Origin of the sequence: Ralstonia mojiangensis, assembly GCF_023955645.1 — a bacterium.
Taxonomy (GTDB): domain Bacteria; phylum Pseudomonadota; class Gammaproteobacteria; order Burkholderiales; family Burkholderiaceae; genus Ralstonia; species Ralstonia mojiangensis.
The window spans coordinates 504,715-529,516 of the sequence record NZ_JAMXHU010000002.1 but is presented as its reverse complement, the minus strand read 5'-3'; the positions used below and the strand labels follow the sequence as shown (position 1 = coordinate 529,516).

Annotated in this window: 23 protein-coding genes; 12 read left to right on the top strand and 11 right to left on the bottom strand. The window is 65.1% G+C overall.

Annotated features, from left to right (window positions below; translation table 11 throughout):
* Positions 1 to 10: 10 nt before the first annotated feature.
* On the bottom strand, positions 11 to 2,197 hold the full coding sequence (locus NG898_RS09230) for a response regulator (RefSeq protein WP_252692042.1): 2,187 nt from the start codon (positions 2,195 to 2,197) through the stop codon (positions 11 to 13).
* Positions 2,198 to 2,439: 242 nt separating this feature from the next.
* Here NG898_RS09230 and NG898_RS09225 point away from each other — a divergent pair, with 242 nt between their 5' ends.
* Entirely contained in the window at positions 2,440 to 3,054 is a 615-nt protein-coding gene (locus NG898_RS09225; RefSeq protein ID WP_252692041.1) for a glutathione S-transferase, read from the top strand.
* Between the two features lie 64 nt (positions 3,055 to 3,118).
* On the opposite strand, the gene NG898_RS09220 is transcribed toward NG898_RS09225, so the two are convergent.
* From NG898_RS09220 to NG898_RS09210, 3 genes are all read right to left on the bottom strand, one after another.
* A complete protein-coding gene (locus NG898_RS09220; protein ID WP_252692040.1) occupies positions 3,119 to 4,483 on the bottom strand; it encodes an MFS transporter in 1,365 nt (454 codons plus the stop codon).
* A gap of 47 nt (positions 4,484 to 4,530) precedes the next feature.
* Positions 4,531 to 4,905 (bottom strand): 5-carboxymethyl-2-hydroxymuconate Delta-isomerase, encoded by a 375-nt coding sequence (locus tag NG898_RS09215; RefSeq protein ID WP_252692039.1) that lies wholly within the window; start codon positions 4,903 to 4,905, stop codon positions 4,531 to 4,533.
* Between the two features lie 61 nt (positions 4,906 to 4,966).
* On the bottom strand, positions 4,967 to 6,025 hold the full coding sequence (locus NG898_RS09210; protein WP_252692038.1) for a polysaccharide deacetylase family protein: 1,059 nt from the start codon (positions 6,023 to 6,025) through the stop codon (positions 4,967 to 4,969).
* Between the two features lie 106 nt (positions 6,026 to 6,131).
* Between NG898_RS09210 and NG898_RS09205 the strand changes: the two genes are divergently transcribed.
* A complete protein-coding gene (locus NG898_RS09205) occupies positions 6,132 to 7,037 on the top strand; it encodes a LysR family transcriptional regulator (RefSeq protein WP_252692037.1) in 906 nt (301 codons plus the stop codon).
* 41 nt (positions 7,038 to 7,078) lie between these two features.
* Here NG898_RS09205 and NG898_RS09200 read toward each other — a convergent pair whose 3' ends face one another.
* On the bottom strand, positions 7,079 to 8,227 hold the full coding sequence (locus tag NG898_RS09200; RefSeq protein ID WP_252692036.1) for an HPP family protein: 1,149 nt from the start codon (positions 8,225 to 8,227) through the stop codon (positions 7,079 to 7,081).
* A gap of 233 nt (positions 8,228 to 8,460) precedes the next feature.
* On the opposite strand from NG898_RS09200, the gene NG898_RS09195 reads away from it, so the two are divergent.
* Positions 8,461 to 10,452 (top strand): phosphatase PAP2 family protein, encoded by a 1,992-nt coding sequence (locus NG898_RS09195; protein WP_252692035.1) that lies wholly within the window; start codon positions 8,461 to 8,463, stop codon positions 10,450 to 10,452.
* 12 nt (positions 10,453 to 10,464) lie between these two features.
* Here NG898_RS09195 and NG898_RS09190 read toward each other — a convergent pair whose 3' ends face one another.
* Positions 10,465 to 11,346 (bottom strand): AraC family transcriptional regulator, encoded by an 882-nt coding sequence (locus tag NG898_RS09190; protein WP_252692034.1) that lies wholly within the window; start codon positions 11,344 to 11,346, stop codon positions 10,465 to 10,467.
* Positions 11,347 to 11,590: 244 nt separating this feature from the next.
* Here NG898_RS09190 and NG898_RS09185 point away from each other — a divergent pair, with 244 nt between their 5' ends.
* Complete coding sequence (locus tag NG898_RS09185; RefSeq protein ID WP_252692033.1) at positions 11,591 to 12,103, top strand: hypothetical protein; 513 nt, start codon at positions 11,591 to 11,593, stop codon at positions 12,101 to 12,103.
* A gap of 63 nt (positions 12,104 to 12,166) precedes the next feature.
* Here the strand turns inward: NG898_RS09185 and metK are convergent, their stop codons facing one another.
* Positions 12,167 to 13,357, bottom strand: a complete 1,191-nt coding sequence (metK, locus tag NG898_RS09180) for a methionine adenosyltransferase (protein WP_252692032.1) — start codon at positions 13,355 to 13,357, stop codon at positions 12,167 to 12,169.
* Between the two features lie 239 nt (positions 13,358 to 13,596).
* Here metK and NG898_RS09175 point away from each other — a divergent pair, with 239 nt between their 5' ends.
* The 4 genes from NG898_RS09175 (at position 13,597) to NG898_RS09160 (ending at position 17,208) form a co-directional block, all read left to right on the top strand.
* Entirely contained in the window at positions 13,597 to 14,445 is an 849-nt protein-coding gene (locus tag NG898_RS09175) for a lysophospholipid acyltransferase family protein (RefSeq protein ID WP_252692031.1), read from the top strand.
* 13 nt (positions 14,446 to 14,458) lie between these two features.
* Positions 14,459 to 15,352, top strand: a complete 894-nt coding sequence (locus NG898_RS09170) for a lipid A biosynthesis lauroyl acyltransferase (RefSeq protein ID WP_252692030.1) — start codon at positions 14,459 to 14,461, stop codon at positions 15,350 to 15,352.
* An 88-nt stretch (positions 15,353 to 15,440) separates the two neighbouring features.
* Positions 15,441 to 16,322: a diaminopimelate epimerase gene (gene dapF, locus NG898_RS09165; protein ID WP_252692029.1), complete on the top strand. Its 882-nt coding sequence runs from the start codon at positions 15,441 to 15,443 to the stop codon at positions 16,320 to 16,322.
* Positions 16,323 to 16,380: 58 nt separating this feature from the next.
* Positions 16,381 to 17,208, top strand: coding sequence for a polyphosphate kinase 2 family protein (locus NG898_RS09160; protein WP_252692028.1), 828 nt, complete (start codon positions 16,381 to 16,383; stop codon positions 17,206 to 17,208).
* Positions 17,209 to 17,745: 537 nt separating this feature from the next.
* Here NG898_RS09160 and pyrE read toward each other — a convergent pair.
* Complete coding sequence (pyrE, locus tag NG898_RS09155) at positions 17,746 to 18,423, bottom strand: orotate phosphoribosyltransferase (RefSeq protein ID WP_252692027.1); 678 nt, start codon at positions 18,421 to 18,423, stop codon at positions 17,746 to 17,748.
* A 32-nt stretch (positions 18,424 to 18,455) separates the two neighbouring features.
* Between pyrE and NG898_RS09150 the strand changes: the two genes are divergently transcribed.
* Entirely contained in the window at positions 18,456 to 19,241 is a 786-nt protein-coding gene (locus tag NG898_RS09150; RefSeq protein ID WP_252692026.1) for an exodeoxyribonuclease III, read from the top strand.
* A gap of 115 nt (positions 19,242 to 19,356) precedes the next feature.
* Positions 19,357 to 20,370 carry an N-acetyl-gamma-glutamyl-phosphate reductase gene (gene argC, locus NG898_RS09145; RefSeq protein WP_252692025.1) on the top strand — a complete coding sequence of 338 codons (1,014 nt, stop codon included), beginning with the start codon at positions 19,357 to 19,359 and terminating at the stop codon, positions 20,368 to 20,370.
* Positions 20,371 to 20,431: 61 nt separating this feature from the next.
* Here the strand turns inward: argC and NG898_RS09140 are convergent, their stop codons facing one another.
* Both NG898_RS09140 and NG898_RS09135 read right to left on the bottom strand, forming a co-directional pair.
* Positions 20,432 to 21,340, bottom strand: coding sequence for a prohibitin family protein (locus NG898_RS09140; protein WP_252692024.1), 909 nt, complete (start codon positions 21,338 to 21,340; stop codon positions 20,432 to 20,434).
* A 310-nt stretch (positions 21,341 to 21,650) separates the two neighbouring features.
* The gene (locus NG898_RS09135; RefSeq protein WP_252692023.1) at positions 21,651 to 22,406 is read right to left on the bottom strand and encodes a YdcF family protein; all 756 of its coding nucleotides are present in this window, start codon (positions 22,404 to 22,406) and stop codon (positions 21,651 to 21,653) included.
* 249 nt (positions 22,407 to 22,655) lie between these two features.
* Between NG898_RS09135 and NG898_RS09130 the strand changes: the two genes are divergently transcribed.
* The gene (locus tag NG898_RS09130; protein ID WP_252692022.1) at positions 22,656 to 23,120 is read left to right on the top strand and encodes a GyrI-like domain-containing protein; all 465 of its coding nucleotides are present in this window, start codon (positions 22,656 to 22,658) and stop codon (positions 23,118 to 23,120) included.
* A gap of 75 nt (positions 23,121 to 23,195) precedes the next feature.
* Here NG898_RS09130 and NG898_RS09125 read toward each other — a convergent pair whose 3' ends face one another.
* Positions 23,196 to 23,705: a MarR family winged helix-turn-helix transcriptional regulator gene (locus tag NG898_RS09125; RefSeq protein ID WP_252692021.1), complete on the bottom strand. Its 510-nt coding sequence runs from the start codon at positions 23,703 to 23,705 to the stop codon at positions 23,196 to 23,198.
* A 164-nt stretch (positions 23,706 to 23,869) separates the two neighbouring features.
* Here NG898_RS09125 and NG898_RS09120 point away from each other — a divergent pair, with 164 nt between their 5' ends.
* Positions 23,870 to 24,787 (top strand): EamA family transporter, encoded by a 918-nt coding sequence (locus NG898_RS09120; RefSeq protein ID WP_252692020.1) that lies wholly within the window; start codon positions 23,870 to 23,872, stop codon positions 24,785 to 24,787.
* Positions 24,788 to 24,802 lie beyond the last annotated feature (15 nt).

The window sequence follows — 24,802 nt, the reverse complement described above, 5'->3', positions numbered from 1 at the left end:
GGTGCTGCGATTATGCGGCGTTCGTCACATCCTGCGTGTCGGCCGCACCTATGCTGGTGCTGAGCCACGGCCCCAGCGCCTGCCGCAGCGTCAACAGGTCGATGGGTTTGCCGAGCAGGCGTGCGCCGGCAATGGGCTCGCCAATCTCGGCCTCCGTGCCGTAGCCGGACATCAGCAGCACGTTCACCTGCGGCTGCAGGCGCAGCAGCGTGCGGGCGAGGTCCGCGCCGGATTGGCCCGGCAGGGTGAGGTCGGTCAGCAGCACCTGAACGGGGTGTGCGCGGGCCAGTGCAAGCGCGTCTTCGGCGTTGGCGGCGGCAACGCATTGCAGGCCGAAGGTGGCGAGCACCTCCTGCATGGCTTCGCGCGAAGTGGTGTCGTCTTCCACCAGCAGCACCGTAGGCGGTTGTGAGGCGTCGGTTGCCACTGCATGGCCCATTGATGCCGACACCGATTGCGCGGTGCGGTTGGCGGTGAGCACATTGCGCACCATGCGCGCCAGGTCGTCACGTCGGTAGGGCTTGCCGAGCAACGTCACACCGGGCGGCAACCGGCCGTCGTGCTGCACCTCGTCACGCGTATAGCCCGAGACCAGCAGCACCGGCAGCGGAGGCACACGTTGCGCGGCGCGTATCGACAGCTCACCGCCCTTGATGGGGCCGGGCATGATCACGTCGGTAAACAGCAGGTCGATGGGCGTGTCGCTGTTCATGAGTTCGAGCGCGGCCTCGCCGTTGGCGGCTGTGAGCACGCGGTAACCGAGCTGGGTCAGCATGTCAACGGCGGTCAGGCGCACGTCGGTATCGTCTTCCACCACGAGAATGGTCTCGCGCCCGCCCATGGGCGTGACGATGGTGTCGCGCAGCTCGACGGCATCGTCCGGGGCCGCCTCTGTGCACCGTGGGAAGTAGAGCTGCACCGTGGTGCCCTGGCCGACCGTGCTGTCGATGGCGATATGCCCGCCGCTCTGTTTGACGAAGCCAAACACCATGCTCAGCCCCAAGCCCGTGCCGTGGCCGTCGGGCTTGGTGGTGAAGAAGGGCTCGAAGACGTGTTCGACCACTTCGGGCGGCATGCCCACGCCGGTGTCGGTGACAGAGAAGACGAGGTAGTCGCCGGGGGCGGGCTGGTCACGCCCTCGTGCTTTTGTGTTGTCGAGCGTGACGTTGTTGGCGGCGATGGTGAGCATGCCGCCGCCGCGCATGGCGTCGCGTGCGTTGATGGCGAGGTTCAGCAGCGCGTTCTCGAGCTGGTTGCGGTCGGCCTGCACGTTCCACAAGTCGTCGGCCAGGCGGGTTTCCACCTTGATGGCTTCGCCCAGCGCACGGTGCAGCATCTCGCTCATGCCCTGGACCAGCCGCGTCGGGTTGACGACCGCAGGCGAGAGCTGCTGGCGCCGCGCAAATGCCAGCAATTGCGCGGCCAGTGTGGCACCGCGCTGCACGGCACGCGTGGCGGCGGCAATCCGGTGCTGCACGCGCGTGTTGCCCGGCGCTTCCACCGACAGCAACTGCAGGTTGCCGGCAATCACCTGAAGCACGTTGTTGAAGTCGTGCGCCACGCCGCCGGTCAGATTACCGATGGCTTCCATCTTCTGGGCCTGGCGCAATTGCGCTTCCACTTCAGCGCGGGCAGACAGCGCATCGGCCACGCGTTGCTCCAGCGTTTCGGTCAATTGGCGCAGGGCCTGTTCGGCGGCCTGCCGTTCGCGCTCGGTCTGCACGCGCTCGGTGGTTTCCACCACGATGGCTAGCACACCTGCCGGGCGGCCGTTGTCGTCGGGCAGCGGGCTGTAGTACAGATCCATCCACACGTCTTCGGGGCGGCCATTGCGCAGCAGGACGAGTTCCTTGTCGCGGTACGAAAGCGTGCCGCCATCCAGACAGACATCCATGACGTGCCGGTTGAAGTCGGCCACTTCGGGCCAGCCGAGTTCCACCGGGCAACCAAGAAGATACGGATGACGCCCGCCGGCAAATACGGCGTAGGCATCGTTGTAGATCATATAGCCATGGCGGCCCCACAGCATGACCAGCGGTACCGGGCATGCCAGCACCATCTGCACCGCGGCGTGGAGACTGCGCGGCCAGTCCACGATCGGGCCCAGTTCTGTGGAAGCCCAATCGAACGCCAGCACGCGCTGCGCCATCTCACCCTTCCACCCGAGGCAGTCATGGTGATGCGCGAGAAACGGCATAAGGTCTCCTCTGGGGCGGGCCGCACAATGCACCCGCGTTGCGGTCATTCTAGAAAACGGGGAGGCCGGCCGGCGTCGGCATCAGACGGCTCAAAGCAACATTGCGCACGCAGAAAACGTGCCCGAGGCGCCCGGCACGCTTTGCGCTGGCTGTCTATCATGTGCATCCGGGCCCGCGCAGTCGCGCGTTTCGCACCGGAGTTTTGCCACCACCAACACGCCCACATTCGCCAGGAGTTTTCATGAAGTTGATCGGCATGCTTGATTCCCCGTACGTGCGCCGCACGGCCATTTCGCTCAAGCTGCTCGGGTTGCCGTTCGAGCACGCGTCGGTGTCCGTCTTCCGGCATTTCGACCAGTTCAGCGCCATCAACCCGGTCGTCAAGGCGCCCACCCTGGTGTGCGACGACGGCACCGTGCTGATCGACTCCACGCTCATCATCGATTACGCAGAAACGCTGGCGGGCCGCAGCCTGATGCCGGCCGCCATTGCCGAACGCCAGCACGCGTTGCGCGTGATCGGCCTTGCGCTGGCCGCGTGTGAAAAAGCGGTTCAGATCGTCTATGAACACAACCTGCGCCCCACCGAGAAAGTGCACGGGCCCTGGGTCGAGCGCGTGCACAGCCAGTTGCTGGCAGCGTTGGAAGCGCTGGAAGCGGAGTGGAAGGACGCGCCGCTGCCTGTGGAGGCAGGTGAGCTGACGCAGGCCGGCGTGACGGTGGCCGTGGCCTGGGCCTTTATCCAGTTGATGGTGCCGGACCGCGTGCCGGCGGCGGATTATCCGCGCCTGGTGGCGTATTCGGCGGCTGCGGAGCAGCTGGGCGTCTTTCGTGAGTTGCCGATGGATGCGGTTTGATGGGGCGGCCGACGCGGGCTTGTGCCGTTCCTGCGTCTGCCTCCTCGGGCATGCAACCTTGAAGTCACGACGGGCGGCCCCGACGTGCGTACGCGAGCGTCAGCGCCCCGGCGAGCATGGCGCATGCGCCCAGCAGCCCCACGCCTGCGGTTGCCGTGTGTGTCAGGTCCGTCAGCCACCCGATGGCGAACGGGCTGACGAAGCCCGACAGGTTGCCAACCGCGTTGATGAAGCCGATGCCGGCAGCCGCCGCCACGCCGTCCAGCCGCGCAGTGGGCAGGTTCCAGAACAGCGGCAGCGCCGACAGGATGCCGGCGGAGGCCACCGTCAACGCGGCCATCGCGGGGGCAAGCTGGTCGACGGTGAACGCACTCACACAAAAGCCCGCACCTGCCACCAGCGCGCAGGAGCCCACCAGCGTGCCCCAGTTACGCCGCTTGTCGGCTTGCCGTGCCACCACATTCATGGCCACCATGGCGACCGCATAAGGTATGGCGCTCAACCAGCCGACCGTGACGGTACTGGCGATGCCGGCAGCGCGAATTACGCTCGGTAGCCAGAAGCTCACGCCATACAGCCCTGCCAGCAGCAGGAAGTAGATCAGCGCAAACAGCAGGACCGTGCCGTTGAGGATGTCCGACGCGCGATGCAGCCGCTCCTGCGCCGGTGCAGCCTTGGCGAGATCGGCTTCCAGAAGGGCCAGCGCATCGGCACTGAGCCAGCGCACTTCGCGCGGCCGGCTCGGCAGGAGAAAGAACACCAGCACACCCACCAGCGCCGAAGGCAGCCCCTCCAGCACAAACATCCAGCGCCAGCCGACGTGCCCGAGCTGCCCGTCGAACGCAGCCAGGATCCATCCGGACAACGGGCCGCCCACAATGCCCGCCACGGCCGTGGCGCTCATGAACAACGTGGTCATGCGGCCACGCCGGTGCGCGGGAAACCAGTACGTCAGATACAGCACGATGCCAGGAAAGAAACCGGCTTCCGCCACGCCAAGCAGGAAGCGCAGCACGTAAAACCCGGTCGTGCTCTGCACCCAGCCCATGGCCGCCGACAGCAGCCCCCACGACACCATGATCCGTGCGATCCAGGCGCGCGCGCCCAGCCGATGCAGCAGCAGGTTGCTTGGCACCTCGAAGAAGAAATAGCCGAGGAAGAAAATGCCTGCGCCGAGTCCGTAGGCGGTGGCGCTCAGGCTCAGGTCCGTCGCCATCTGGAGCTTGGCGGTGCCGATGTTGACCCGGTCCAGGTAGGCCAGCACCTGGGCCAGCAGCAGGATCGGCATCAGCCGCCAGGCGATGCGGCGGTAGATGACATCGAGGGCAGGGTCGTCAGGCACGGCGTGTGGCAGTGCGGGCGAGGTGGGAGGAAGGGGGGAAGCGGGCGCGGGCTGGGCCAGCGCACCGGCGTGTGGGTGCGTGTTCATGCGGTCTCCTGGTTTGTTGTTGTGAGCGTATGGAAGGGACAAGCGGGCTAGCCAGGTGCGCGCGAGTCGGTCTTCTGGTACAGCGTGCGGTCGAGCGTTTCGACCAGCACGCAGCATTGCCACCAGGCACCGTCGTCAGCGCTGGCGGCAACGGCGTCGTGCAGCACGTCGTGGATGACTGCAGCCATGGCGCGCTGCATCTGGGCCGGGCGCGGGTTGGTCAGCACCAGACGGGCGACGACGAACTGCGCTTGCGCGTCGTCGCCGGCCAGAAACGTTCCGGCAATGTGCACGCGGCTCTTGAGATCGGTCAGCCGTGCGCTGCCGCTTTCGGCCAGCCGCTGGTGGATCGTGCTCAGCAGCGCGGGAAAGTCCATGCGACGCGCCAGCGGCTCCGTCGCTTCAATCACGATATGGGGCATGGCGATGCGTGAGAGGTGTGTAGCCGGGCGGCGGATATGCAGCGCCGCCGCCGTGCTGGCTTCAGATGGTTTCCTGCTCCCGCACGCTCAACGGGCTCGTGGCCGTGTAGCGGGCGATCTCGTCCTTGCGCAGGAAGGCCACGCCAGGGTGCTGCTTCGCGTAGCGCAGGAAGGCGTCCCATGCGCGCACCATTTGCGGCGTGCCGCTGATGCGGTCGTGCGCACTGATCGACATCATGCGGCGGCGCGAGCCGGCTTCTTCGTAAAGCTGGTCGAAGTCGAGCTTGATCTGCTCAAGGAATGCCGAGGGCGAATAGTTGCGGCCCTCCACGAGCAGGATGTCGTTGTTGCGCAGCGTGTAGGGCACGACCACGAAGTCGCGGCCGTTGACCTGTTCGATGAAGGGCTCGTCGCGGCTCAGGTCATCGATGTGATACAGGTAGCCCAGCTCCTGCAGCAGCGACAGCGTGTTAGGGCCGCGTCGCAGCCAGTTGCAGTTGTAGCCCACGGGGCGCTGGCCCGTCACCGCCTCGACCATCGTCATGGCTTCGCTCAGGAAGGCGCGCTCTTGGGCGCGCGTCATGGCGTATTGCGAGCTCCAGCGCGGGCCGTGTCCGGCGGCCTCGTGGCCGCGTGCGACGATTTCACGCGCCAGTTCAGGGTGGCGCTGCGCAGCCTCGCCGATCATGTGCGAGGTCACCTTCACGCCGTGCCGGTCCCACAGGTCGAGCATGCGCGGAATGCCCTCGCGATAACCGTAGGCAAACCACGTGTTGGTGGCCGGGTCGGACGGCATGCTGGCCGGAAAGTCGATCTTGGGGAACGGGCTGTCGGTGCCCTTAGGCGGCTGGCCGCCGGCCTCGAACTGCATCGAGATGGAGATGACAAGGCGGATGCCGTCGGGCCAGAACTGGCCTGCACCTGGCGCGCCCGCAGTCGCAGGGGCGTTGGCTCGCGGTGTCTGCGCGGCGGCGTTGCCGGCCAGCAGCGCACCGGCGGCCAGGGCGCTTGCCCCGGCGCCTGCACGGCTGAGAAACGTGCGGCGGCCAGCGTGGGCCGGGGCGGCAACGGTGTCGACGTGGGCGTCGGTGGAGGGCGGGGTATCAAGCAGTCGGGTCATGGCGCAAGCGCAAACGTGAAAGACCGGGGCATGCTAGCCTTCGCGAAATCGATGAAATACCGCTGCCAATAGGAAACATCCTTTCCGAAAAACGAAGAATTGCCTCATGCTCGACAACCTGCCCGCGCTCATTTCGTTTGCCCGTATCGTTTCCGCCGGCAGCCTGTCGGGCGCGGCGCGCGAGATGGATTTGCCGCTGTCTGTCGTGAGCAAGCGCTTGGCGCAACTCGAAGCCGCCTTGGGCGTACGCCTGATCCAACGCACGACGCGCCGTCAGACGCTCACCGAAGAGGGCGTGCTGTTCCACAGCCGCGTGGTGCGCATCCTTGATGAAATCGAACAGGCAGAGTCGCTGCTGATGCAGCGTCGCCAGGCCGTGAGCGGCCTGCTGCGCGTGACCGCGCCGGGCCAGCTCGGGCGTCGACGCATTGCGCCCATCGTGGCGGCGTTTCAGCGGGAACATCCGCAACTGAGCGTGCAGCTTGAGCTGACCGACGCCGTGGTCGACCTGATCGACAGCGGTTACGACATGGCCATCCGCTTTGGCGCGCTGACCGATTCGACGCTGATCGCGCGGCCGCTGGCGCCAAATTTTCGGGTGCTATGCGCCTCGCCGGACTATCTGGCCGAGCATGGCGCGCCGGTGCATCCGGCAGACCTGGTGCGGCATCGGTGCATTCTCATCGGTGACCAGCGCCGCGCCGACTGGCGCTTCAGCGGCGGCGGCGAAGAGCACACCGTGCGCGTGACTGCATCCATCGTCACCAACGACGGCGAAGCCGCGCATGCGCTGGCCGCCGAGGGCGCGGGCATTGCCGTCAAATCCATTTGGGACGTGGGCGACGATCTGCTGGCCGGGCGTCTGGTGCGCGTGCTGCCGGGGCATTCCGTATCGGCGGCACCGCTGCACGCGATCTATCCGCACAGCCAGCACCTTGCGCCGCGCGTGCGCGTGTTTGTCGATTACGTACGGGATCGGCTGCAGCAGGATTGGCGTTGGGATGCGCTGTGACGGCGGAGCAGGCGCACTCGGGCGCCTGATGTGCTGACGCGTCAGGCCGCCTGCGGCGCGATGTTCGCCTGACGGTACAGCCCGCCCACCAAGTCGGATTCGGTAACGATGCCGGCCAGCCGGCCGTCGGCATCCAGCACCGGAATGTGGTGGTGGCCGGCGCTGGCAAACATCGGCACAAGATCCGACATGGGCGCCGTGGCAGCGATGGTCTGCACGCGCGTCTTCATGTGATCGGCCACGCGCGGCGGCGTGAGCGCACCGATGCTGAACCAGCGGCGCAGCGTCTGGCGCATGTCTGCCGGCGCCAGGCCGAGCAGGTCGACGCGCGTGACGATGCCCACCACGCGCCGCGCTTCGTCCACCACCGGTAACGCCTTGAAGCCATGCTGACGCAGCAGTTGCAGCGCGCGCGGGATCGACGAGCCGGCCGAAACCGTGACCACCGGCGTGGTCATGATGTCGGCGCAGGCGAGCGCGTGGAACGTACGCGTGTAGGCCTGGAGCTGCATCTCGCGCAGCACGGCTTCAATGTCTTCGGGGTCGATGTCGAGCAGCTCGCTCTGACGGCGCAGCGCGGCGACGATGTCCGCGCGGGTGAAGCCGGCTGCCGTGGGCGGACGCTCGGCAGCGGGCAAGCGTTGCGCGTGCGGATACCGGTGGCCCGTGGCCGCGTGGTACGCCAGCGCGCCCACCAGCAGCAGCGCTGACTGGACCAAGATCGGCTCCAGCACGAAGCGATAGCCCAGTGCATGCACGGCCGGGCCGCCAATCACGGCGGTGAGGGCCACCGCGCCAGAAGGCGGGTGCACGCAGCGCAGGGCGAACATGCCGGCAATCGCTACCGAGACGGCCAGCGCCGACGCAATCACCGGATCATCCACCAGCAGCGCGAACGTTACGCCCACGGTGGCCGCCACCAGGTTGCCGCCGATGATCGACCACGGCTGCGCGAGCGGACTGGCCGGCACCGCAAACAGCAGCACGGCCGAGGCGCCCATTGGCGCGACCAGCAGCGGGATCAGCGTGGCAGCGCCCGGCACCATCTTCATCATCGTGCCGGTAAAGAGGATGCCGACAAGTGCGCCGACGGCGGAGCGGACGCGCTCGCTCCAGCGCACTGTCACGGGTGCAGGAATGAAGCTGTGGAGCCAGCGGCGCAGGGCAGGATGCAGAGGTGAAGCGGACATGGTCGACGGGACGGCGATTGCCCGGACCAGGCTTCACCAAAGTCAAAGAGTGCAGCCGGCGATTGTATCACTCTGTGACATAACGCACTGTCAGCGCTGTCATGACGCGGAATGCCCCAATGTAGGGCGAAGATCACGCAGATTTGTCAATTAAACGTCACCGTTATTTCACGGCGCGTGCCGAGACTGCTGGGCTTTCCAGCGCTCTCCGCGGGCTGCGAGCCCGCCGCACCATGTCCTTCACTGTCCGCCTTGCGTTTTCCCGTCCGCGTCTTTGCTCCAGCCTCGTTGCGCTTTTCGGCGCCCTCGCGCTCACCGCGTGCGGCGGCGGTGATGACACGTCCAACAATGGCACGCCGGTCGCCACCACGCAGGCCATTCCCGCGCCGCCCGCAGACCCTGGCTTTGTCGACACGGCTGCCGTGGCCAGCGGCGTACCGGCGTTCGTCGACAACATCGCGACCAACCAGCGCGGCGATGCGCGCTACGCCACGCTCGGCACCAACGCCGGTGTGCGCTTGTTCACGCGCTTTCTCGACCTGTGGCAGCCGCTGGCGGAAATCGTGGATGCGGGGGTGAGCGCGCCGGCCAACGGGTCGTTCCCGGCGGTGGTCGCGTCCACGTGGACGGGCCTGCCCAATGACGGCACGGCCGGCGGCACGCAGCTCAATCTGCCGGTATTGAACGCAAACGTTCAATACGTGGTGAATGCGACCACCAACCGCACGCAGGCCCAGGCCGACGCAGCGTACTTTGACGACCGCCGCGGCAAGGGCTACAGCGTGAGCGACGGCATGGGGCCGTTGACCACCGCGTGGCGCACGCTGGCGCAGCAGACGACGTCCATCACCACCGTGCCGGCCGATGCCGCCACCGTGCTCTACAACGACAGCGGCAACAACACCGGCGTGGGCACCTCGGGTGGCAATACCGCCTTCGGCAAGGTCGTCGACCTGATCAACACGGTGGGCAACAACGCCTCCACCGAGCCTTCGAAGCGCTTCTACAAATACGCGCGACCGTACCGCTGGAGCAGCAGCGTGGTTGTCGTGCCGACGCTGGTGCCGGCCGAGAGCCCGACGCCCACGACCGACGGCGGCTTCATCAGCGGCCACTCGGCCGAAGCCGTGCGCGATACCGTGGCGATGGCGTATCTGGTGCCTGAACGCTTCCAGCAGATCGTGGCGCGCGGCATGGAGCTGGGCGAGAACCGCATCCTGGCCGGCATGCATTCGCCGCTGGACGTGATGTCCGGCCGCATGATCGGCATTGCTGCGGCCGCGGCCAACCTGGCGGACCCGGCCAACGCCACGCTCAAGGCGGCGGCCTTCTCGCAAGCGCACACCGCGCTGATGGCGCAGACGGGTACGGATGCCACCAGCTTCCCGGTGCTTGCGCAGTCCGGCACGCCGGCCACCGACCGCTTTGCCGACTACGGCACCAACCAGGCCAATTTCACGCGCCGCATGACGTTTGGCTTCACGCAGATCGGCGCGACGACGCTGGCGCCAGTGGTGCCCAAGGGCGCCGAGGTGCTGCTGGAAACGCGCTTCCCGTATCTGAGTGCTGACCAGCGCCGCGTGGTGCTGAAGACGACGGAGCTGGCTTCCGGGTACCCCGTGCTCGACGATGCCGAAGGTTGGGGCCGCCTGAACCTGTTCGCTGCCGCGGATGGCTACGGCGCGTTCAATGGCAACGTGATCGTGTCGATGGATGCAACGCAGGGCGGCTTCAACGCGGCCGACACGTGGCGCAACGCCATCTCCGGCGCAGGCAAGCTCACGCTGCAGGGCAGCGGCACGTTGCGTCTGGCCGGCGCCAACACCTACACCGGCGGCACGCAGGTCGCAGGCGGTGTGCTGGAAGCCGATTCGGCCAACGCATTCGGCACGGGCGATGTGTATGTCGGCGCCGGCACGCTGGCCGTCAAGGCGCCGGCAGCGGTGGCCATTGCGGGCAAGTTCACGCAACTGCAGGGCACCACGCTAGACCTCGCCATCGGCCCGAACGGTCAGGGCAAGCTGAGCGTGGCCGGCCTCACCACGATTGCCGGCGGCACGCTGCACGTGAAATTCGTGAACGGCTACGCGCCCAAGGTGGGCGACACCATCGCCGTGGTGGATGGCGCGGGCAGCAACCGCCAGTTCTCGTCGGTGATCGTTGACGGCTTCAAGGCCACGGCCATCTACACGGCCACCGGCATCCAGGTCCATCTGGACGCCTGACCGTCTGAACGCTCACCTGAGCGGCAGGAGCACGTCCGTCACGGCTTCGTGTTCGGGCACGTCGGGGTAGAAGCGCACGCGCCGGAACAGCAACGGCGCGTCGCGCAATTCCTCGCCGCTGGCGGGCAGCCAATCCGCATACAGGTATGCCACGCTCTGCCCGAGCGTATCGTCGGAGCCGGCGTGACGCAGCACGGCGTAGCGGCCGCCTGCCAGCGTCTTGGCCATCACGCCCGATTCATTGGGGGCGACCGGTGCCGGCGTGGCCGCGCAGATGTCCATACGGAACGCCTCGGGCGGCACATCGTCGGGGTTGTCATAGATGACGTTGTACGTGGCCGAAACGCTCGGGTGCAGCCGATGCTCGCGGCGCCAAGCGATGAACGTGCGGATCGTCTCGCCCAGACGCGCTGGGTCACCGCGGTGTTCGATGGCGGCGACGGGCATGGCCTCGCGCTCGACGATCTCAACGGATTGGGTGTGCGGTTGTGCTGGCATGTGTTGGCTCCTGAGGGCGCGCAGCGCCTGTAGATCGGTGGCCCAGGGAGCCCACTGCGGCGCCGCCCGAAATGCCGACGGCGATTGCCCCGCCTGCCTGCGGAACGCGCGCGCAAATGCTTCCGGCCCTTCGTACCCGCAAGCCAGCGCGATGTCGGTGATGCGCGCATCGTCACGATAGGCGAGTTGATGCGCGGCGCGCTTCAGGCGCAGCAACTGCACATAGCGCCCGACGTTCATCCCGAACAGCAACGAGAACTGCCGGTGGAAGTGGTAGCTGGAAAACGCCGCCACGTTGGCCAGTCCGTCCACGTCGAGCGTGTCTTCCAGATGCGCGTCGATGTGTGCGAGCACGGCGCGGAAGCGGGCGAGGTAGCGGTCGGTGGCTGTGGTCAATGCGATAGCTCCTGGGTGGCGATACGGTATCGCCAGCAGGCTTGCTGCGCCTGATCGAAATTGCGCAATCGCCTGCCGTGATGTTTGGCCCGTGCCGCCCGCCATGGGGCGTGGTTGGGCACATGCGGCGCATATCGGCGCCGCCTTGGCGTCCCTAGAGTGGGTTGTGCCGTGAGGACGGTTCCTTGCGGTGCGCCGGCACACAGAGCCGGTGGCTCACGCTCATGGATGACGAGGCCACATCATGGCAGAACAGACGCTCTACACATCGCACAACAACTATTCGAGCCTGCAGACGCAGGGCGGCGGCACCGACACCGAACGCCGGCTCGGGTGGTGCGCCGCCGCCAGCGCGCTCTGGTGCAAGAACACGCTGGACGCGGCGATCGCGCCCAAGGATTCCGACCCGAGCAAGCTGCGCGCCGGCATCTTGCAGGTCAAATATCGCTGGGATCCGAATGGCAATGGGCAGGACGTGCTGAACCTGCTGCACAACCTGGAACTGAACGGCACGCGTGTGGCCGACGATGTCGCGCTGGCCACCATGCTGGATACGGTGGTCGGCACGCCCGGTGTGTATTGGATTGCCGATGAAACGCATGCAATGGCAGTCGACACGCGCGCCGGCCGGCAATTGTTCTACGACATCGAGAACGGGCTTTTCCAGTACGCCAGCGGCGCCGAATTGCGCCAGGGCATTCAGTCGCGCTATGCCAAATCACGGGAGTGGACGGCTTTCCGCGTCACGCATCAGTGAGCGAGCGTAGCGCCCAAGAAAAAACCGCCCCGAAGGGCGGTTTTCTTTGATGCGAGCGCTGGCTCAGGCAAGCGCCTTGGCCGGCTCACCTGCCAGGCCAGCTGCTTCGCGCAGCAGCAGGGCCTTGTCGGTGGCTTCCCAGCTGAACTCCGGCTCTTCGCGGCCGAAGTGGCCGTACGCGGCGGTTTTTTCGTAGATCGGGCGCAGCAGGTCCAGCATCTGCACGATGCCCTTCGGACGCAGGTCGAAATGCTCGTGCACGAGCTTGGCGATCTGGTCGTCCGGGATCACGCCCGTACCTTCCGTGTACACCGTGATGTTGATCGGGCGTGCCACGCCAATCGCGTAGCTCACTTGCACCTGGCATTGGCGCGCCAGGCCGGCGGCCACCACGTTCTTGGCCACGTAGCGCGCGGCGTAGGCAGCCGAGCGGTCGACCTTCGACGGGTCCTTGCCCGAGAACGCACCGCCGCCGTGCGGGGCTGCGCCGCCGTACGTGTCAACGATGATCTTGCGGCCGGTCAGGCCGCAGTCGCCTTGCGGGCCGCCGATGACGAAGCGGCCGGTCGGGTTCACCAGGTATTTGGTGTCGGCCAGCATGTGCGAAGGCAGCACCGGCTTGATGATCTCTTCGATCACGGCTTCGCGGATGGCCTCTTGCGACATTTCCGGCGCGTGCTGGGTGGACAGCACCACGGTATCCACGCTGTGCGGCTTGCCATCCACATAACGCACCGTCACCTGCGACTTGGCGTCCGGGCGCAGCCAGGGCAGGCGGCCGTCGCGGCGCAGTTGCGACTGGCGCTCGACCAGGCGGTGTGCGTAGTAGATCGGGAAGGGCATCAGCTCGGGCGTTTCATCGCACGCGTAGCCGAACATCAGGCCCTGGTCGCCGGCGCCCTGGTTCAGGTAGTCGTCCGACGCGCGGTCCACGCCCTGCGCGATGTCCGGCGATTGCTTGTCGTAAGCGACGAGGACGGCACAGCCCTTGTAGTCGATGCCGTAGTCGGTGTTGTCGTAGCCGATGCGCTTGATGGTTTCGCGCGCAACGTGGATGTAGTCGACGTTGGCCGTCGTGGTGATTTCACCCGCGAGCACCACCAGGCCTGTGTTGCACAGCGTTTCTGCTGCGACGCGCGCGTATTTGTCCTGGGCGAGGATGGCGTCCAGGATGGCGTCGGAAATCTGGTCGGCGACCTTGTCGGGATGGCCCTCGGAGACCGACTCCGAGGTGAAGAGGAAGTCGTTTGACACGGCTGTTAGCTCCAGATTGGCTATCACGTTGCCAATCCGTTAAGCCACGGCCGGCGACGCTTTAGCGGTATTTAGCAACCTTGCCGAGGTTTGTGGCCAAGCAAGGATTCGCCCCGCAAGTTGTCAGTTAACTCGGCGAATCGCGCTATTATACGCGGCACTTTTCGGGGCCGCAGCACGGCCTGCCAAGACCCTGCTCCCCTGTCGACTGCGACCAACACATTGCAGCGTACGCACGCATGACCTTCCTCTACTGGCTGTTTTCACGCCTGCCCCTGCCAGTGCTGCAGGCGCTGGGCGGCTGGCTGGGAGCGTTGGCCGCCAAGGTGCCCGGCCGCTATCACGACCGGCTCATCGCCAACTTCCGCCACGCCTATCCCGACGTCACGCCCGCCATGCTCAAAGAGGCCGGGCGCTCCGCTGGCCGGATGGTGTTCGAGATGCCGTACTTCTGGGTGCGCAAGAACGGAGCGCAGGTCGCCCCGCACCTGTTCGACGCCTGCCGATCCATTATTGAACGCGCGCTTGCCGACGGGCGCGGTCTGATCTTCCTCACGCCGCATCTGGGCTGTTTCGAGGTCTTGCCGCAGGCTTACGCGCACGAGCATCCGGTCACATCGCTGTTCAAGCCGCCGCGCAAGGAGAGTCTGCGCACCTGGATCGAGAACATGCGCAAGGGGCCTAACATGCACATGGCCCCGGCGGACCCGCGTGGCGTGCGCATGCTCGTGCGCGCACTCAAGCGCGGCGAAGCCGTCGGTATCCTGCCCGACCAGACGCCCACCGGCGGCGAGGGCGTATGGGCGCCGTTCTTCGGCAAGCCGGCCTATACGATGACGCTGGTGCAGCGTTTGCATCGGCTGACAGGTGCGCCCGTCGTGGCCCTGTTTGCCGAGCGACTGCCGCGCGGCGAGGGTTACCGCCTGCACGTGGAGGAGATCGGCGATCTGCCCGAAGACGCCACGCAGGCCGCCACCCGCATCAATGCCGCCATTGAACGGTTGATTGCCGTGGCGCCGACGCAATATCTCTGGGGCTACAACCGCTACAAGCATCCTAAGGGCGCGGATGCTCCGCCCGTTGCCTGACACTGCTGCCTTTATGGAACGTTTCTCTGCCAAACTCGGACTCGGCTTTTTGTGGCTGCTGTCCTTCCTGCCGTACGGTTTTGTCGCGCGTTTTGGCGAAGGCCTGGGCGGGCTGCTGTACCGCATTCCCAATGGCCGCCGCCGCGTGGTGCTGGCCAACCTGCGCGCGTGTTTTCCCGAGAAGTCCGACGCCGAGCGCGAAGCCATGGCGCACGACGTCTTCCGCAAGGTCTTCCGCAGCTTTGCCGAGCGCTCCTTTGCGTGGTTCGCATCGGAAAAGCGCCTGATGCGCGTGGTGAAGATCGACGACCAGGCCAATCTGCCGGCATTGCACGGCCAGCCGCACATTCTCGTCACGCTGCATCTGTCGGGCGTGGAGATCGGCGCGCTGGCGTTGACGGACTACCTGCGCACGCACGTCGGCAACGCGGGCTGCTCGCTGTACACGCGCATGGCCAATCCGGTGCTCGATGATGCCATCAAGGCGCTGCGCAGCCGCTTTGGCGCGACCATGGTGTCGCGCAACGAAAACATCCGCCAGATCATGCGCACCATCAAGCGCGGCGAGGCGCTGCAGCTCATTTCCGACATGGATTTCGGCGAGCGCGACTCGGAGTTCGTGCCGTTCTTCGGCGTGCCGGCGCTCACGCTCAATGCCATTCCGCGCATGGCGTCGATGACGGGCGCCAAAGTCGTGCCGATGTACACCGAGATCCTGCCCAACTACGAGGGCTATGCGCTGCGTATCCTGCCCGCGTGGGAGAACTACCCCACCGGCGATCTGACCGCCGACACGCGCCGTATGAACGCCTTCTTTGAAGATGCCATCCGCCCGCGCATCACCGAGTATTACTGGGTGCACAAGCGCTTCAAGCACCGCCCAGAGGGCATGCCGGGCATTTATTGATGCCGGGAGCCGGCTGGGGCAACCGGGGCCGGCTCGCTTTAGAATGGGCGTTTTCCGAACGCTCATCGCCGCATCTGTGCGGCCAGCCATGAAACTGCACTTCACCAAGATGCACGGCGCGGGCAACGACTTTGTCGTGCTCGACGGCATCCAGACCCCGATCGACTTCACGCCCGAGCAATGGGCTGCCATTGCCGACCGCCACTTTGGCGTGGGGGCCGACCAACTCCTGCTGGTCGAGCGTTCGACACGGCCCGACGTCGATTTCCGGTACCGCATCTTCAATCACGACGGCGGCGAGGTGGAGCACTGCGGCAATGGTGCCCGCTGCTTCGTCAAGTTCGTCACCGACCGGGGCTTGACCGATAAGCGCACCGTGCGTGTGGAAGTCATGAACGGTATCGCCACGCTGACGATGCAGGACGACGGCCAGGTCACAGTCGACATGGGCGCACCGGTGTTCGAGGCGGCGCGCCTGCCGTTCCTGCCGGAGGGTCTGCCCACCCGCGTCGAAGGCGACGACACGCAGCACGCGCTGCAGATCAACGGCCGGACCGAATGGCTCTCGACCGTGTCGATGGGCAATCCGCACGCCGTGCAGATCGTCGACGACACGGAGGCCTTTCCTGTGCTGGAAGACGGCCCGCTGATCGAATCGCATGCGGTGTTTCCGCGTCGCGTGAATGCGGGCTTCATGCAGATCGTCGATCGGCATTCCGTGCGTCTGCGCGTGTACGAGCGCGGCGCGGGCGAGACACTTGCTTGTGGCACCGGCGCCTGCGCAGCGGTGGTGGCCGGCATCCGCCGCGGCCTGATCGATTCGCCCGTCAAGGTGGCCACACATGGCGGCGATCTGATCATCGCGTGGGCGGGCGTTGGCCAGCCGGTCATGATGACTGGGCCCGCCACAACCGTCTTTGAAGGCACGCTTGACCTGGATGCGCTCAAGCTGACTGCCGCCGCGCACTGATACCGCGAATACCGCACGGCGGCCGCTGTCGCATACGCCAGAACAACAAGGAGATACCGTGGGCACGAACGGCAAGAACTTGATTGACGACTATCGTTTCGACGGCAGCAACAAGCTCAAGATCGCCAAGATAGACGCCTCCAGCAAGCCGTTCTCCACCGGCAACAAGGCGGATGACAATGCGCGGCTGGCCGAAGTGGCAACCAAGCTCGATGCGCTGCAGGACGTGCTCTACGCCGAGCACCGGCGCAAGGTGCTGGTGATCCTGCAGGGCATGGATACATCGGGCAAGGACGGCACCGTGCGCGGCGTCTTCCGCGCGATGGACCCACTGGGCCTGCGCGTGGTCGGCTTCAAGGCGCCGACGCCGCAGGAACTCGCACACGATTACCTCTGGCGCGTGCACGCCCAGACGCCTGCCCGCGGCGAGATCGTCATCTTCAACCGCAGCCATTACGAAGACGTGCTCATCACGCGTGTGCACGGCGACATCGACGCGGCCGAATGCAAACGCCGCTACGGGCACATCAACGCGTTCGAGCAGATGCTGAGCGACACCGGCACGACCATCGTCAAATGCTTCCTGCACATCTCAAAGGACGAGCAGCGCAAGCGGCTGCAGGAGCGCATCGACGATCCCCATAAGCACTGGAAGTTCGACCCGGCCGACGTTGCAGAACGCGGGTTCTGGGAGGGCTACATGGAGGCCTATGAGGCGGCCATCAACGCGACTGCTACACCTGAAGCGCCTTGGTATGTGGTGCCTGCGGATTCCAAGACACATCGGAATGTGATGGTGGCGGAGATTTTGTTGCAGGTATTTGAAGGGATGAAGCCGCAGTATCCGGAGGGGAATCCGGCGTTTGAGGCGTTGAGGATTGAGTAGTTTTTTTGGGGGGTTGTTTTGGCCTTGGTGGTCCATCCCCCTTTCGTTCCCTGCCGGGACCGACTTACTTTTCTTTGTCTTGCCAAAGAAAAGTAAGCAAAAGAAAGGCGCGCCCGAGATGGCGAAAGACTCCTTGAATTTGTGTGACCGTGCGGGGAAGGAGGCAAACTCGCTGCGCTCAGACAAGCCTCCTTCCTTGATCCGCCCGCTCACAAAAATTCAAGGCGCCATCAAGGGCCTAACGTCAAAAGAAAAAGGCCAACCCGTCGTGAGGTTGGCCTTGTCGTTTGGGCGGGCGCCCCGAAGGTTTGGTTTTTGTCTTTTGACTTTGGTGCCCTAGATGGCGCCTTGAATTTCTGTTGCAGGGAGGAAAAAGAGGGGAGGCCTGTCTGAGCGCAGCGAGTTTGCCTCCCCTCCCTCCCTGCGACATAAATTCAAGGGGAAGTCGCCCCCGGTAGGGGGTGAAACAAGGGGTGAACCAAAAAAACAAAACCCCAGCGAACAACATCCACCGGGGTTTTCCACAACATCAAAAGCTCAAATCGCACTAACGCCGTACTTATCCCGATAAGCCGCAGCCTTCTCCCGATACCCAGCCAGCGCCGGATCACCCGCGTTATCCAGATACCCCAGCAAATCATCCAGGTTGGCAATCGACACAACCGGCATCCCATACTGAGCCTGCACATCCTGCACCGCAGAGCGCTCGCCGATATCCACAGCATTGCCGCTGCGCTCCATCCGATCCATCAGGATGAGCACGGCAGCGGGCGTCGCGCCAGCGGCGCGAATCAGCTCAACCGACTCGCGCACCGAAGTGCCGGCGGAAATCACGTCATCGACGATCACCACGCGCCCTTGCAGCTTCGCGCCGACTAGGCTGCCGCCTTCGCCGTGGTCCTTGGCTTCCTTGCGGTTGTACGCAAAGCCGACATTGCGATCCAGGCCTGCCAGGGCAACGGCGGTGGCCGATGCCAACGTGATGCCCTTGTAGGCCGGCCCGAACAGCATGTCGAACTCGACACCCGAGTCCAGCAGGGTTTTCGCATAGAATTGCGCGACTTGGCCCAGCAGGGCGCCGTCTGCAAACTTGCCGGCGTTGAAGAAATAGGGCGACGTCCGCCCCGCCTTGGTCACGAATTCCCCGAACGACAGCACGCCGGCTTCCACCGCAAAGCGGATGAAGGATTGGCGCAACTCGCTGTTTTGGCTCATCTTTTTTCTCTGGTCTGCAAAAAAGTCCCGCCATGTTACGCATCATTTCCGCCAACCTCAACGGCGTTCGCTCCGCTGCCAGCAAAGGCTTTTTCGATTGGATGGGCAAGCAGGACGCCGATTTCGTCTGCGTGCAGGAACTGAAATGCGCGCAAGACGACATGACGCCCGAATTTCTGGCGCCGCACGGCTACCACGGCGTCTTCCAGCACGCGGTGAAGAAAGGCTACAGCGGCGCAGGCCTGTACACGCGCCACAAGCCGGACGAAGTCATCGTCGGTTTCGATAACGGCGAGTTCGACGCCGAAGGCCGCTATGTCGAGGCCCGCTACGGCAAGCTCTCGATCATCTCGGTCTACGTGCCGTCGGGCTCCAGCGGCGAAGAGCGCCAGCAGGCCAAGTTCCGCTTCATGGACCTGTTCATGGATCACCTCAAAGACCTGCGCCACGAAAAAGGCCGCGAGGTGGTGCTGTGCGGCGACGTCAACATCGTCCACAAGGAAATCGACATCAAGAACTGGAAGGGCAACCAGAAGAACTCCGGCTGCCTGCCCGAAGAGCGCGCGTGGCTGACCAAGTTGTTTGACGAAGTCGGCTACGTGGACGTGTTCCGCACGCTGGACGACCGCCCAGAGCAATACACGTGGTGGAGCAACCGCGGCCAGGCTTACGCAAAGAACGTCGGGTGGCGTATCGATTACCAGATCGCCACGCCGGGCATTGCCGCCACGGCGCGCCGCGTGTCGATCTTCAAGGACATCAAGTTCAGCGACCACGCGCCGCTGACCATCGATTACGACACAAAGGTGCACTGGTAAGCACTTTATTGCGCTGCCGCAGAAATTTCTTCGTCAGCCGCTACAATGCAAAACTCACGCGCCGGCATGGGGCCGGCGTTGTGCTTTTTGCTCCTCTGTTTTTAGCGAGATCGCCATGGCATTCAAGGTTTTCGTCGACGGTCAGGAAGGCACCACCGGCCTTCGCTTGCTCGACTATCTGTCGCAACGTGACGATATCGAGCTGCTGCGCATCGCCGAAGACAAGCGCAAGGATTCCGCCGAGCGCGCCAAATTCCTGAATGCCGCCGATGTCGCATTCCTGTGCCTGCCGGATGTCGCCTCGCGCGAGGCCGTCTCGCTGGTCAACAATTCGAACACCTGCATCATCGACGCCAGCACCGCGTTCCGCACGTCGGACGACTGGGTCTACGGCCTGCCGGAGCTGAACAAGGGCCAGCGCGAGCGCCTGCGCAACACCAAGCGCATCGCCGTGCCGGGCTGCCACGCCAGCGCCTTCGTGCTGCTGATGCGCCCGCTGGTGGAGGCGGGCATCGTCCCGGCCGACTACCCGGTCACCGCGTTCTCGCTCACGGGCTACAGCGGCGGTGGCAAGCAGATGATTGCCGACTACCTCGCCGCCAATAATCCGAAGCTCGACAGCCCGCGCCCGTACGCGCTGGCATTGGCACACAAGCACCTGCCGGAGATGCGCGTGCAGAGCAAGCTGTCGCTCGCCCCGATCTTCACGCCGGTCGTCGGCAACTTCCTCAAGGGCCTGGCCGTGACGATCGGCCTGCACCCTCAGCATCTGGCACGCAAGGCGAGCCCGGCAGACATCGCCAAGGTGTTTGCCGATTATTACGAGGGCGAGCAGTTCATCCGCGTGGCGCCGGCTGACAACGTTGCGACGCTCGACAACGGCTTCTTCGACGTGCAGGGCGCCAACGACACCAACCGCGCCGACCTGTTCGTGTTCGGCTCGGACGAGCGCATGGTCGTCACCGCGCGCCTGGATAACCTGGGCAAGGGCGCGGCCGGCGCGGCGGTGCAATGCATGAACGTGCATCTTGGTGTGGACGAAGCGACCAGCCTGCACGTGGAAGCGCCGATTCCCGCAGCGGGCGCCGAGCACGCTGTGCGCGAAGCTGCGCCGGGTTTCGCGAGCTGATCGCCGCCTGAGCTGAAACGAAAAACGCGCCTTCGGGCGCGTTTTTCTTTGCCGGCGCGGCTTACTTGCTTTGCGCGCCTGCCGGAATATTGAACAGCATGCCGCCGCCGTTGCCGCCCGCCATTACGCTCGGCGTCACGCCGTTCCATTTCTCGATGGCGGCACGTTCCAGCTTCAGGCGTTCCCACGCAAGCAGGCGGTCATCCAGCGATGAAGCGAGCGCATGGTTGGCCGCGGCTTCGCCTTCAGCAATCGCCACCTTCTTCTTGGCTTCGGCCTGAGCGGAACGCACTTCGTTCTCGGTGCGGATCGCATCCTGAATGGCTTTGGTCTTGGCGCTCACCGCATCAAGCAACGAGCGTGGCGGGCGCAGCGAGCCGACAATGCCGAACTGCTTGATCGACACGCCCAGCGGTGCAAGCCGCGCGTCCAGCTCGTTGGTCAGCCGCGCCACGAACTCTTCCTTCTTGCCGCCGTTCACGTCATCAAAGTTGTATTCGGAGCCGATGGCGACGATCACGTTGCGCGCCGTGTCGCGCAGGTAGCCGTGCGTGAAGGTCTCGATGCGATCGGCGCGGAAGTTGGTGTAGAACGCCGGCACCTTGTCGCGGTCGAGCTGGTACGAGACGGCCACGTCCACATTCACGGGAACGGCGTCCTTGGTATTGAACGTCAGCTCTTCGTTGAGCGCGTGGCCTTCGTTCACGTCTTGCGTCCAGATTACGCGCTGCACGTAGGTCGGGTACTGGATGATCGCCGTCTGCACAGGGTTGTAGAAGACGAACCCGGTGACGACGTTTTCATGTGTGATGCCGCGATCGACCAGCCGGTTGATCTTGATGCCCGTGTAGCCGGGCGGAATGATCTGCCAGTTCAGCAGGAAAGTCCGCCCGATCACCAGCGCCGCAACGGCGCCGAAGGCGAGCGCGAGCAGTTTGACCGGCAGCTTGCTTGCCGTGACTTGAGGCATGAGGGTTCCCTTGTTTGTTGGTTTGCTTCTGAGGTGTGGCTGGCGGGGCGGGCGCGCTGCTTACGCAAAGGCCTGCTTGCTGGCGCAGGAATCGTCAGCGATTCCCGTCAGGGATGGCCGCGCCCGGTGGGCGGGTGGTGGCAAGCAAGCTTGCCAATGGTGATGAGGCGGTGAGCTTCAATACGACCGAGGTGGCGCATTGCGATGCCCGGATGTTGCGATGCACAAAGTATAGGGCGGCCCCAGATTTTTGCTCCCCTCCGGAAGCACTAGAGCGCGGCTTCGAATGCGCGGGCGTTGTGGGTGCGAATCAGGCGTCGCCGGGGTTGATGCGCGCTGGGTTCCAGCCCAGCGCGTTGTACACGTGATAGCGCGCGATGCCGATCCACTCATGCAGCGCGAAGTCCGTCAGCGCGAAGTTGTACGCCATCGGCAAGGGCGATGCTGCGGCCTGCAGATCGTCGGCGCGCACGGGAATTGGCGCCATGCCGAAGTGCGTGAAATACAGCAGGCTGCGTCGTAGGTGGATGGCCGACGAGACGAGCACCGTGCGATCAGCCGCATATTGCGCAAGCACGGTGCGCGAGAACTGGGCGTTCTGCCACGTATTCATGCTCTTGGGCTCCATCAGCACGTCGGCCTTGTCGACGCCGAGGGCAACGAGTTCGCGGCCATACACCGTGGCTTCCGGCTCGCCGTGATGGCGGGCATCGCCACCGCTGACGAGGATCTTGCAATCGCCGTCGGCCTTGCGGCACGCCTGGTACAACTGCGCGGCTTCGACCAGGCGCGGATACGAGAACAGCCCCGGCTCGACCGCGTCGCCCACACGGAACGTGCCCGCGCCCAGCAGCACGATGGCGTTGCGCGCGCCCCATTGGACATGCGGCTCGTTCTCGAAGGGCGTTTCCAGCGAATCCAGCAGCCATGCCGGCACTGGCCCGCAGCCGATCACAATCACCAGCACACCCGAGAACACCGCCAACCCGCGCGCAGCCCGACGTCGGCCGCGTGCTGCACACACCGCTGCCACGATCACCAGCACACACAGGATGGTCAGGCTCACAGGTTCCTCCAGGTTGGCGCTCACGCGCGTACGTGAGGCGCCATCGTAAAGAGGAATGGCGGGTTGCGCGACCCGTCTTCTTACGGGGTTGTTGCGGCAGGCTGGGGATTCGCTGAGGGCGCAAGCATGTTCGCGGCCATCACGCTGGCCCCACTAACCAAGGCGCGGCAAGATGGCGAACTTGTCGCTCGATGCAAAACCACAGGCCGTGCAGGGCAACGCCACGGCTCCAAAAAGGATCGGTGCCCGATGCAAATGAAGGTTGTTCCCCCGGTAAGGGTGCTTAGCGCGCCGCATCGCATCACGCTCGCAGAAGTCGGCAAGACGGCGTCTGCGGTTTGTGCGGCAGTTGAAGCCGATGCCGCTGCGCAGGGCATGACGGTCAACGGTCCGTGGATGTTCATCTACCGCAATCTGCCGCATGACCCGGATACACCGTTCGAGATCGAATTTTGCCTGCCCGTGCAGTCGGGAGCGGTCTATCACGGCCGACATGTGCTGAAGACGCTGCCGGGCACAACCTGCGCGGCGCACGTCCACGAAGGGCCGCTCGATCGACTTTTCGATAGCTACGCGACGCTGTTGCGAGCGGCGGCAGCGCGGGGTTGTCGTCTCTCAGGCGAGAGTCGCGAGATTTATCACTGCTGGCAGGGCCCGCAGGCAGCAGAGAACCGCGTGGAGATTCTGTTCGCGCTGGAGCCCGAGCCGGCATGATGGGACTGGACGGCGGCTCGACGCTTTTTCGTGTGGCGATGACCGACGATAACGGGCGCCCGTCGGCTGCCCCTTTCACTGCGCGGCGCCAATCTTTCCGAGCAACGCACGCAACATCGACCGCTCGGCAGGGTCAAGCGCCGCAAGCATGCGCTCCTCCGTCTCGACGTGGGAGGCAACGAGCCCGTCAATCAGCTCAAAGCCTGCATCGGTGAGCGCGATCTGCAGGCCGCGCCGGTCTTCGGGATCGGTTCTGCGGACGATGAGACCACGTGTTTCCAGCCGGTCGAGCCGGTTGGTCATGGCCGACGTAGACAGCATCATGTCCTTGGCCAGCGCTGATGGCGACAACGCCTGCTTGCGGCCATTGCGGCGCAGGGTGAGCAGCACGTCAAAGCCCGCCATGTCGAGTTCCGCCTCCGCCACGTTCGCGACGACCGCCTGCCGCAGACGCTCACCTGCGCGCCAGATTTCGCCGCAGACCGCCATCGGGCTCGGGTCGATGTCCGGGCGCTCCCGGCGCCATTGCGCGAGAATGCCGTCCATCGGCCTGCCTTGCGCCGATGCCGAATTGCCTTGACCCATCGAACACCTCATCCTAGTATTTCGACGTCAAACTACTTGATGTCGAATTTCTAAAATCGTACCGGGTTTGTCTGCCCCCAGCAATTGGCTTGATAGGGGCGAGTTCGTGCGTCTTTTTACAGGCATTTATTTCGATATCAAATTACGTTACGTGGAGATTTCTCATGCCGTTTAATCGTCTGGCTGCGATGTTGGCCACCGCGTTGGCGCCCATGCTGTGGGGCACCACGTATCTCGTCTTTACGCAGACGCTTCCTGTCGGCCACCCGCTGCTGGTTGGCGCGTTGCGCGCGCTGCCGGCCGGTGTGCTGCTCATGCTGCTCGGTCCTGGCCTGCCGCCGCGAGACAAGCTGTTGCGCCTGCTGGCGCTTGGTTTGGCCAACATCGGCGTGTTTTTCGCGCTGTTGTTCGTGGCAGCGCAGCGTCTGCCGGGTGGCGTGGCGGCGACGATCATGTCGGCGCAACCGCTGGTGGTCGCGCTGCTGGCGTGGCCGTTACTGGCTCGCAAGCCGCGCCCGGCGCAACTGGCGGCGGCGCTGGCCGGGTCGGTGGGGGTGGGTCTGCTGATTCTCGGCCCAGCGGCCAAGCTCGACGCAATTGGCGTGGCGGCAGCGCTGGCCGCCGCGTTGTCGATGGCGATGGGGACTGTGCTCATCGAACGCTGGGGCCGAATCGGCACGCCGTTGGCAGTGGCCGCCTGGCAACTCGCACTCGGCGGGCTGGTCCTGCTGCCGGTGGCGTTGTTCGTGGAAGGCCTGCCCCCCGCATTCACGGCGCGTAACGCGGTGGGCTTTGCGTACCTCATCGTCATCGGCACAGCGTTGGGCTACTGGCTGTGGGTACGCGGCATCGGCGTGCTCGGCGCGGACGTCACGTTCCTTTCGCTGCTCAGCCCGCTGACGGCAACGGTGCTCGGCGCGCTGGTCCTGGGCGAGTGGTTCAGCCCGATGCAGACAGGTGGCGCGGTGCTCATCCTGGGCGCAACGGTGGCGGGGATGGCGGTGTCGCGGCGAGCGAAAGTCGCCGCGCAAACAACAAGCCCCGCGAGGCCGGGGAAGGCCGCGGGGCTGGTTGAGCGGTGAGGTTATGCGCGGTGC

What these genes read in the sequence shown, in the direction of transcription:
- NG898_RS09230 (WP_252692042.1), bottom strand. Translation starts at nt 2,197, where the DNA reads ATGCCGTTTCTCGCGCATCACCATGACTGCCTCGGGTGGAAGGGTGAG.
- NG898_RS09225 (WP_252692041.1), top strand. Translation starts at nt 2,440, where the DNA reads ATGAAGTTGATCGGCATGCTTGATTCCCCGTACGTGCGCCGCACGGCC.
- NG898_RS09220 (WP_252692040.1), bottom strand. Translation starts at nt 4,483, where the DNA reads ATGAACACGCACCCACACGCCGGTGCGCTGGCCCAGCCCGCGCCCGCT.
- NG898_RS09215 (WP_252692039.1), bottom strand. Translation starts at nt 4,905, where the DNA reads ATGCCCCATATCGTGATTGAAGCGACGGAGCCGCTGGCGCGTCGCATG.
- NG898_RS09210 (WP_252692038.1), bottom strand. Translation starts at nt 6,025, where the DNA reads ATGACCCGACTGCTTGATACCCCGCCCTCCACCGACGCCCACGTCGAC.
- NG898_RS09205 (WP_252692037.1), top strand. Translation starts at nt 6,132, where the DNA reads ATGCTCGACAACCTGCCCGCGCTCATTTCGTTTGCCCGTATCGTTTCC.
- NG898_RS09200 (WP_252692036.1), bottom strand. Translation starts at nt 8,227, where the DNA reads ATGTCCGCTTCACCTCTGCATCCTGCCCTGCGCCGCTGGCTCCACAGC.
- NG898_RS09195 (WP_252692035.1), top strand. Translation starts at nt 8,461, where the DNA reads ATGTCCTTCACTGTCCGCCTTGCGTTTTCCCGTCCGCGTCTTTGCTCC.
- NG898_RS09185 (WP_252692033.1), top strand. Translation starts at nt 11,591, where the DNA reads ATGGCAGAACAGACGCTCTACACATCGCACAACAACTATTCGAGCCTG.
- NG898_RS09175 (WP_252692031.1), top strand. Translation starts at nt 13,597, where the DNA reads ATGACCTTCCTCTACTGGCTGTTTTCACGCCTGCCCCTGCCAGTGCTG.
- NG898_RS09170 (WP_252692030.1), top strand. Translation starts at nt 14,459, where the DNA reads ATGGAACGTTTCTCTGCCAAACTCGGACTCGGCTTTTTGTGGCTGCTG.
- dapF (WP_252692029.1), top strand. Translation starts at nt 15,441, where the DNA reads ATGAAACTGCACTTCACCAAGATGCACGGCGCGGGCAACGACTTTGTC.
- pyrE (WP_252692027.1), bottom strand. Translation starts at nt 18,423, where the DNA reads ATGAGCCAAAACAGCGAGTTGCGCCAATCCTTCATCCGCTTTGCGGTG.
- NG898_RS09150 (WP_252692026.1), top strand. Translation starts at nt 18,456, where the DNA reads ATGTTACGCATCATTTCCGCCAACCTCAACGGCGTTCGCTCCGCTGCC.
- argC (WP_252692025.1), top strand. Translation starts at nt 19,357, where the DNA reads ATGGCATTCAAGGTTTTCGTCGACGGTCAGGAAGGCACCACCGGCCTT.
- NG898_RS09140 (WP_252692024.1), bottom strand. Translation starts at nt 21,340, where the DNA reads ATGCCTCAAGTCACGGCAAGCAAGCTGCCGGTCAAACTGCTCGCGCTC.
- NG898_RS09130 (WP_252692022.1), top strand. Translation starts at nt 22,656, where the DNA reads ATGCAAATGAAGGTTGTTCCCCCGGTAAGGGTGCTTAGCGCGCCGCAT.
- NG898_RS09125 (WP_252692021.1), bottom strand. Translation starts at nt 23,705, where the DNA reads ATGGGTCAAGGCAATTCGGCATCGGCGCAAGGCAGGCCGATGGACGGC.
- NG898_RS09120 (WP_252692020.1), top strand. Translation starts at nt 23,870, where the DNA reads ATGCCGTTTAATCGTCTGGCTGCGATGTTGGCCACCGCGTTGGCGCCC.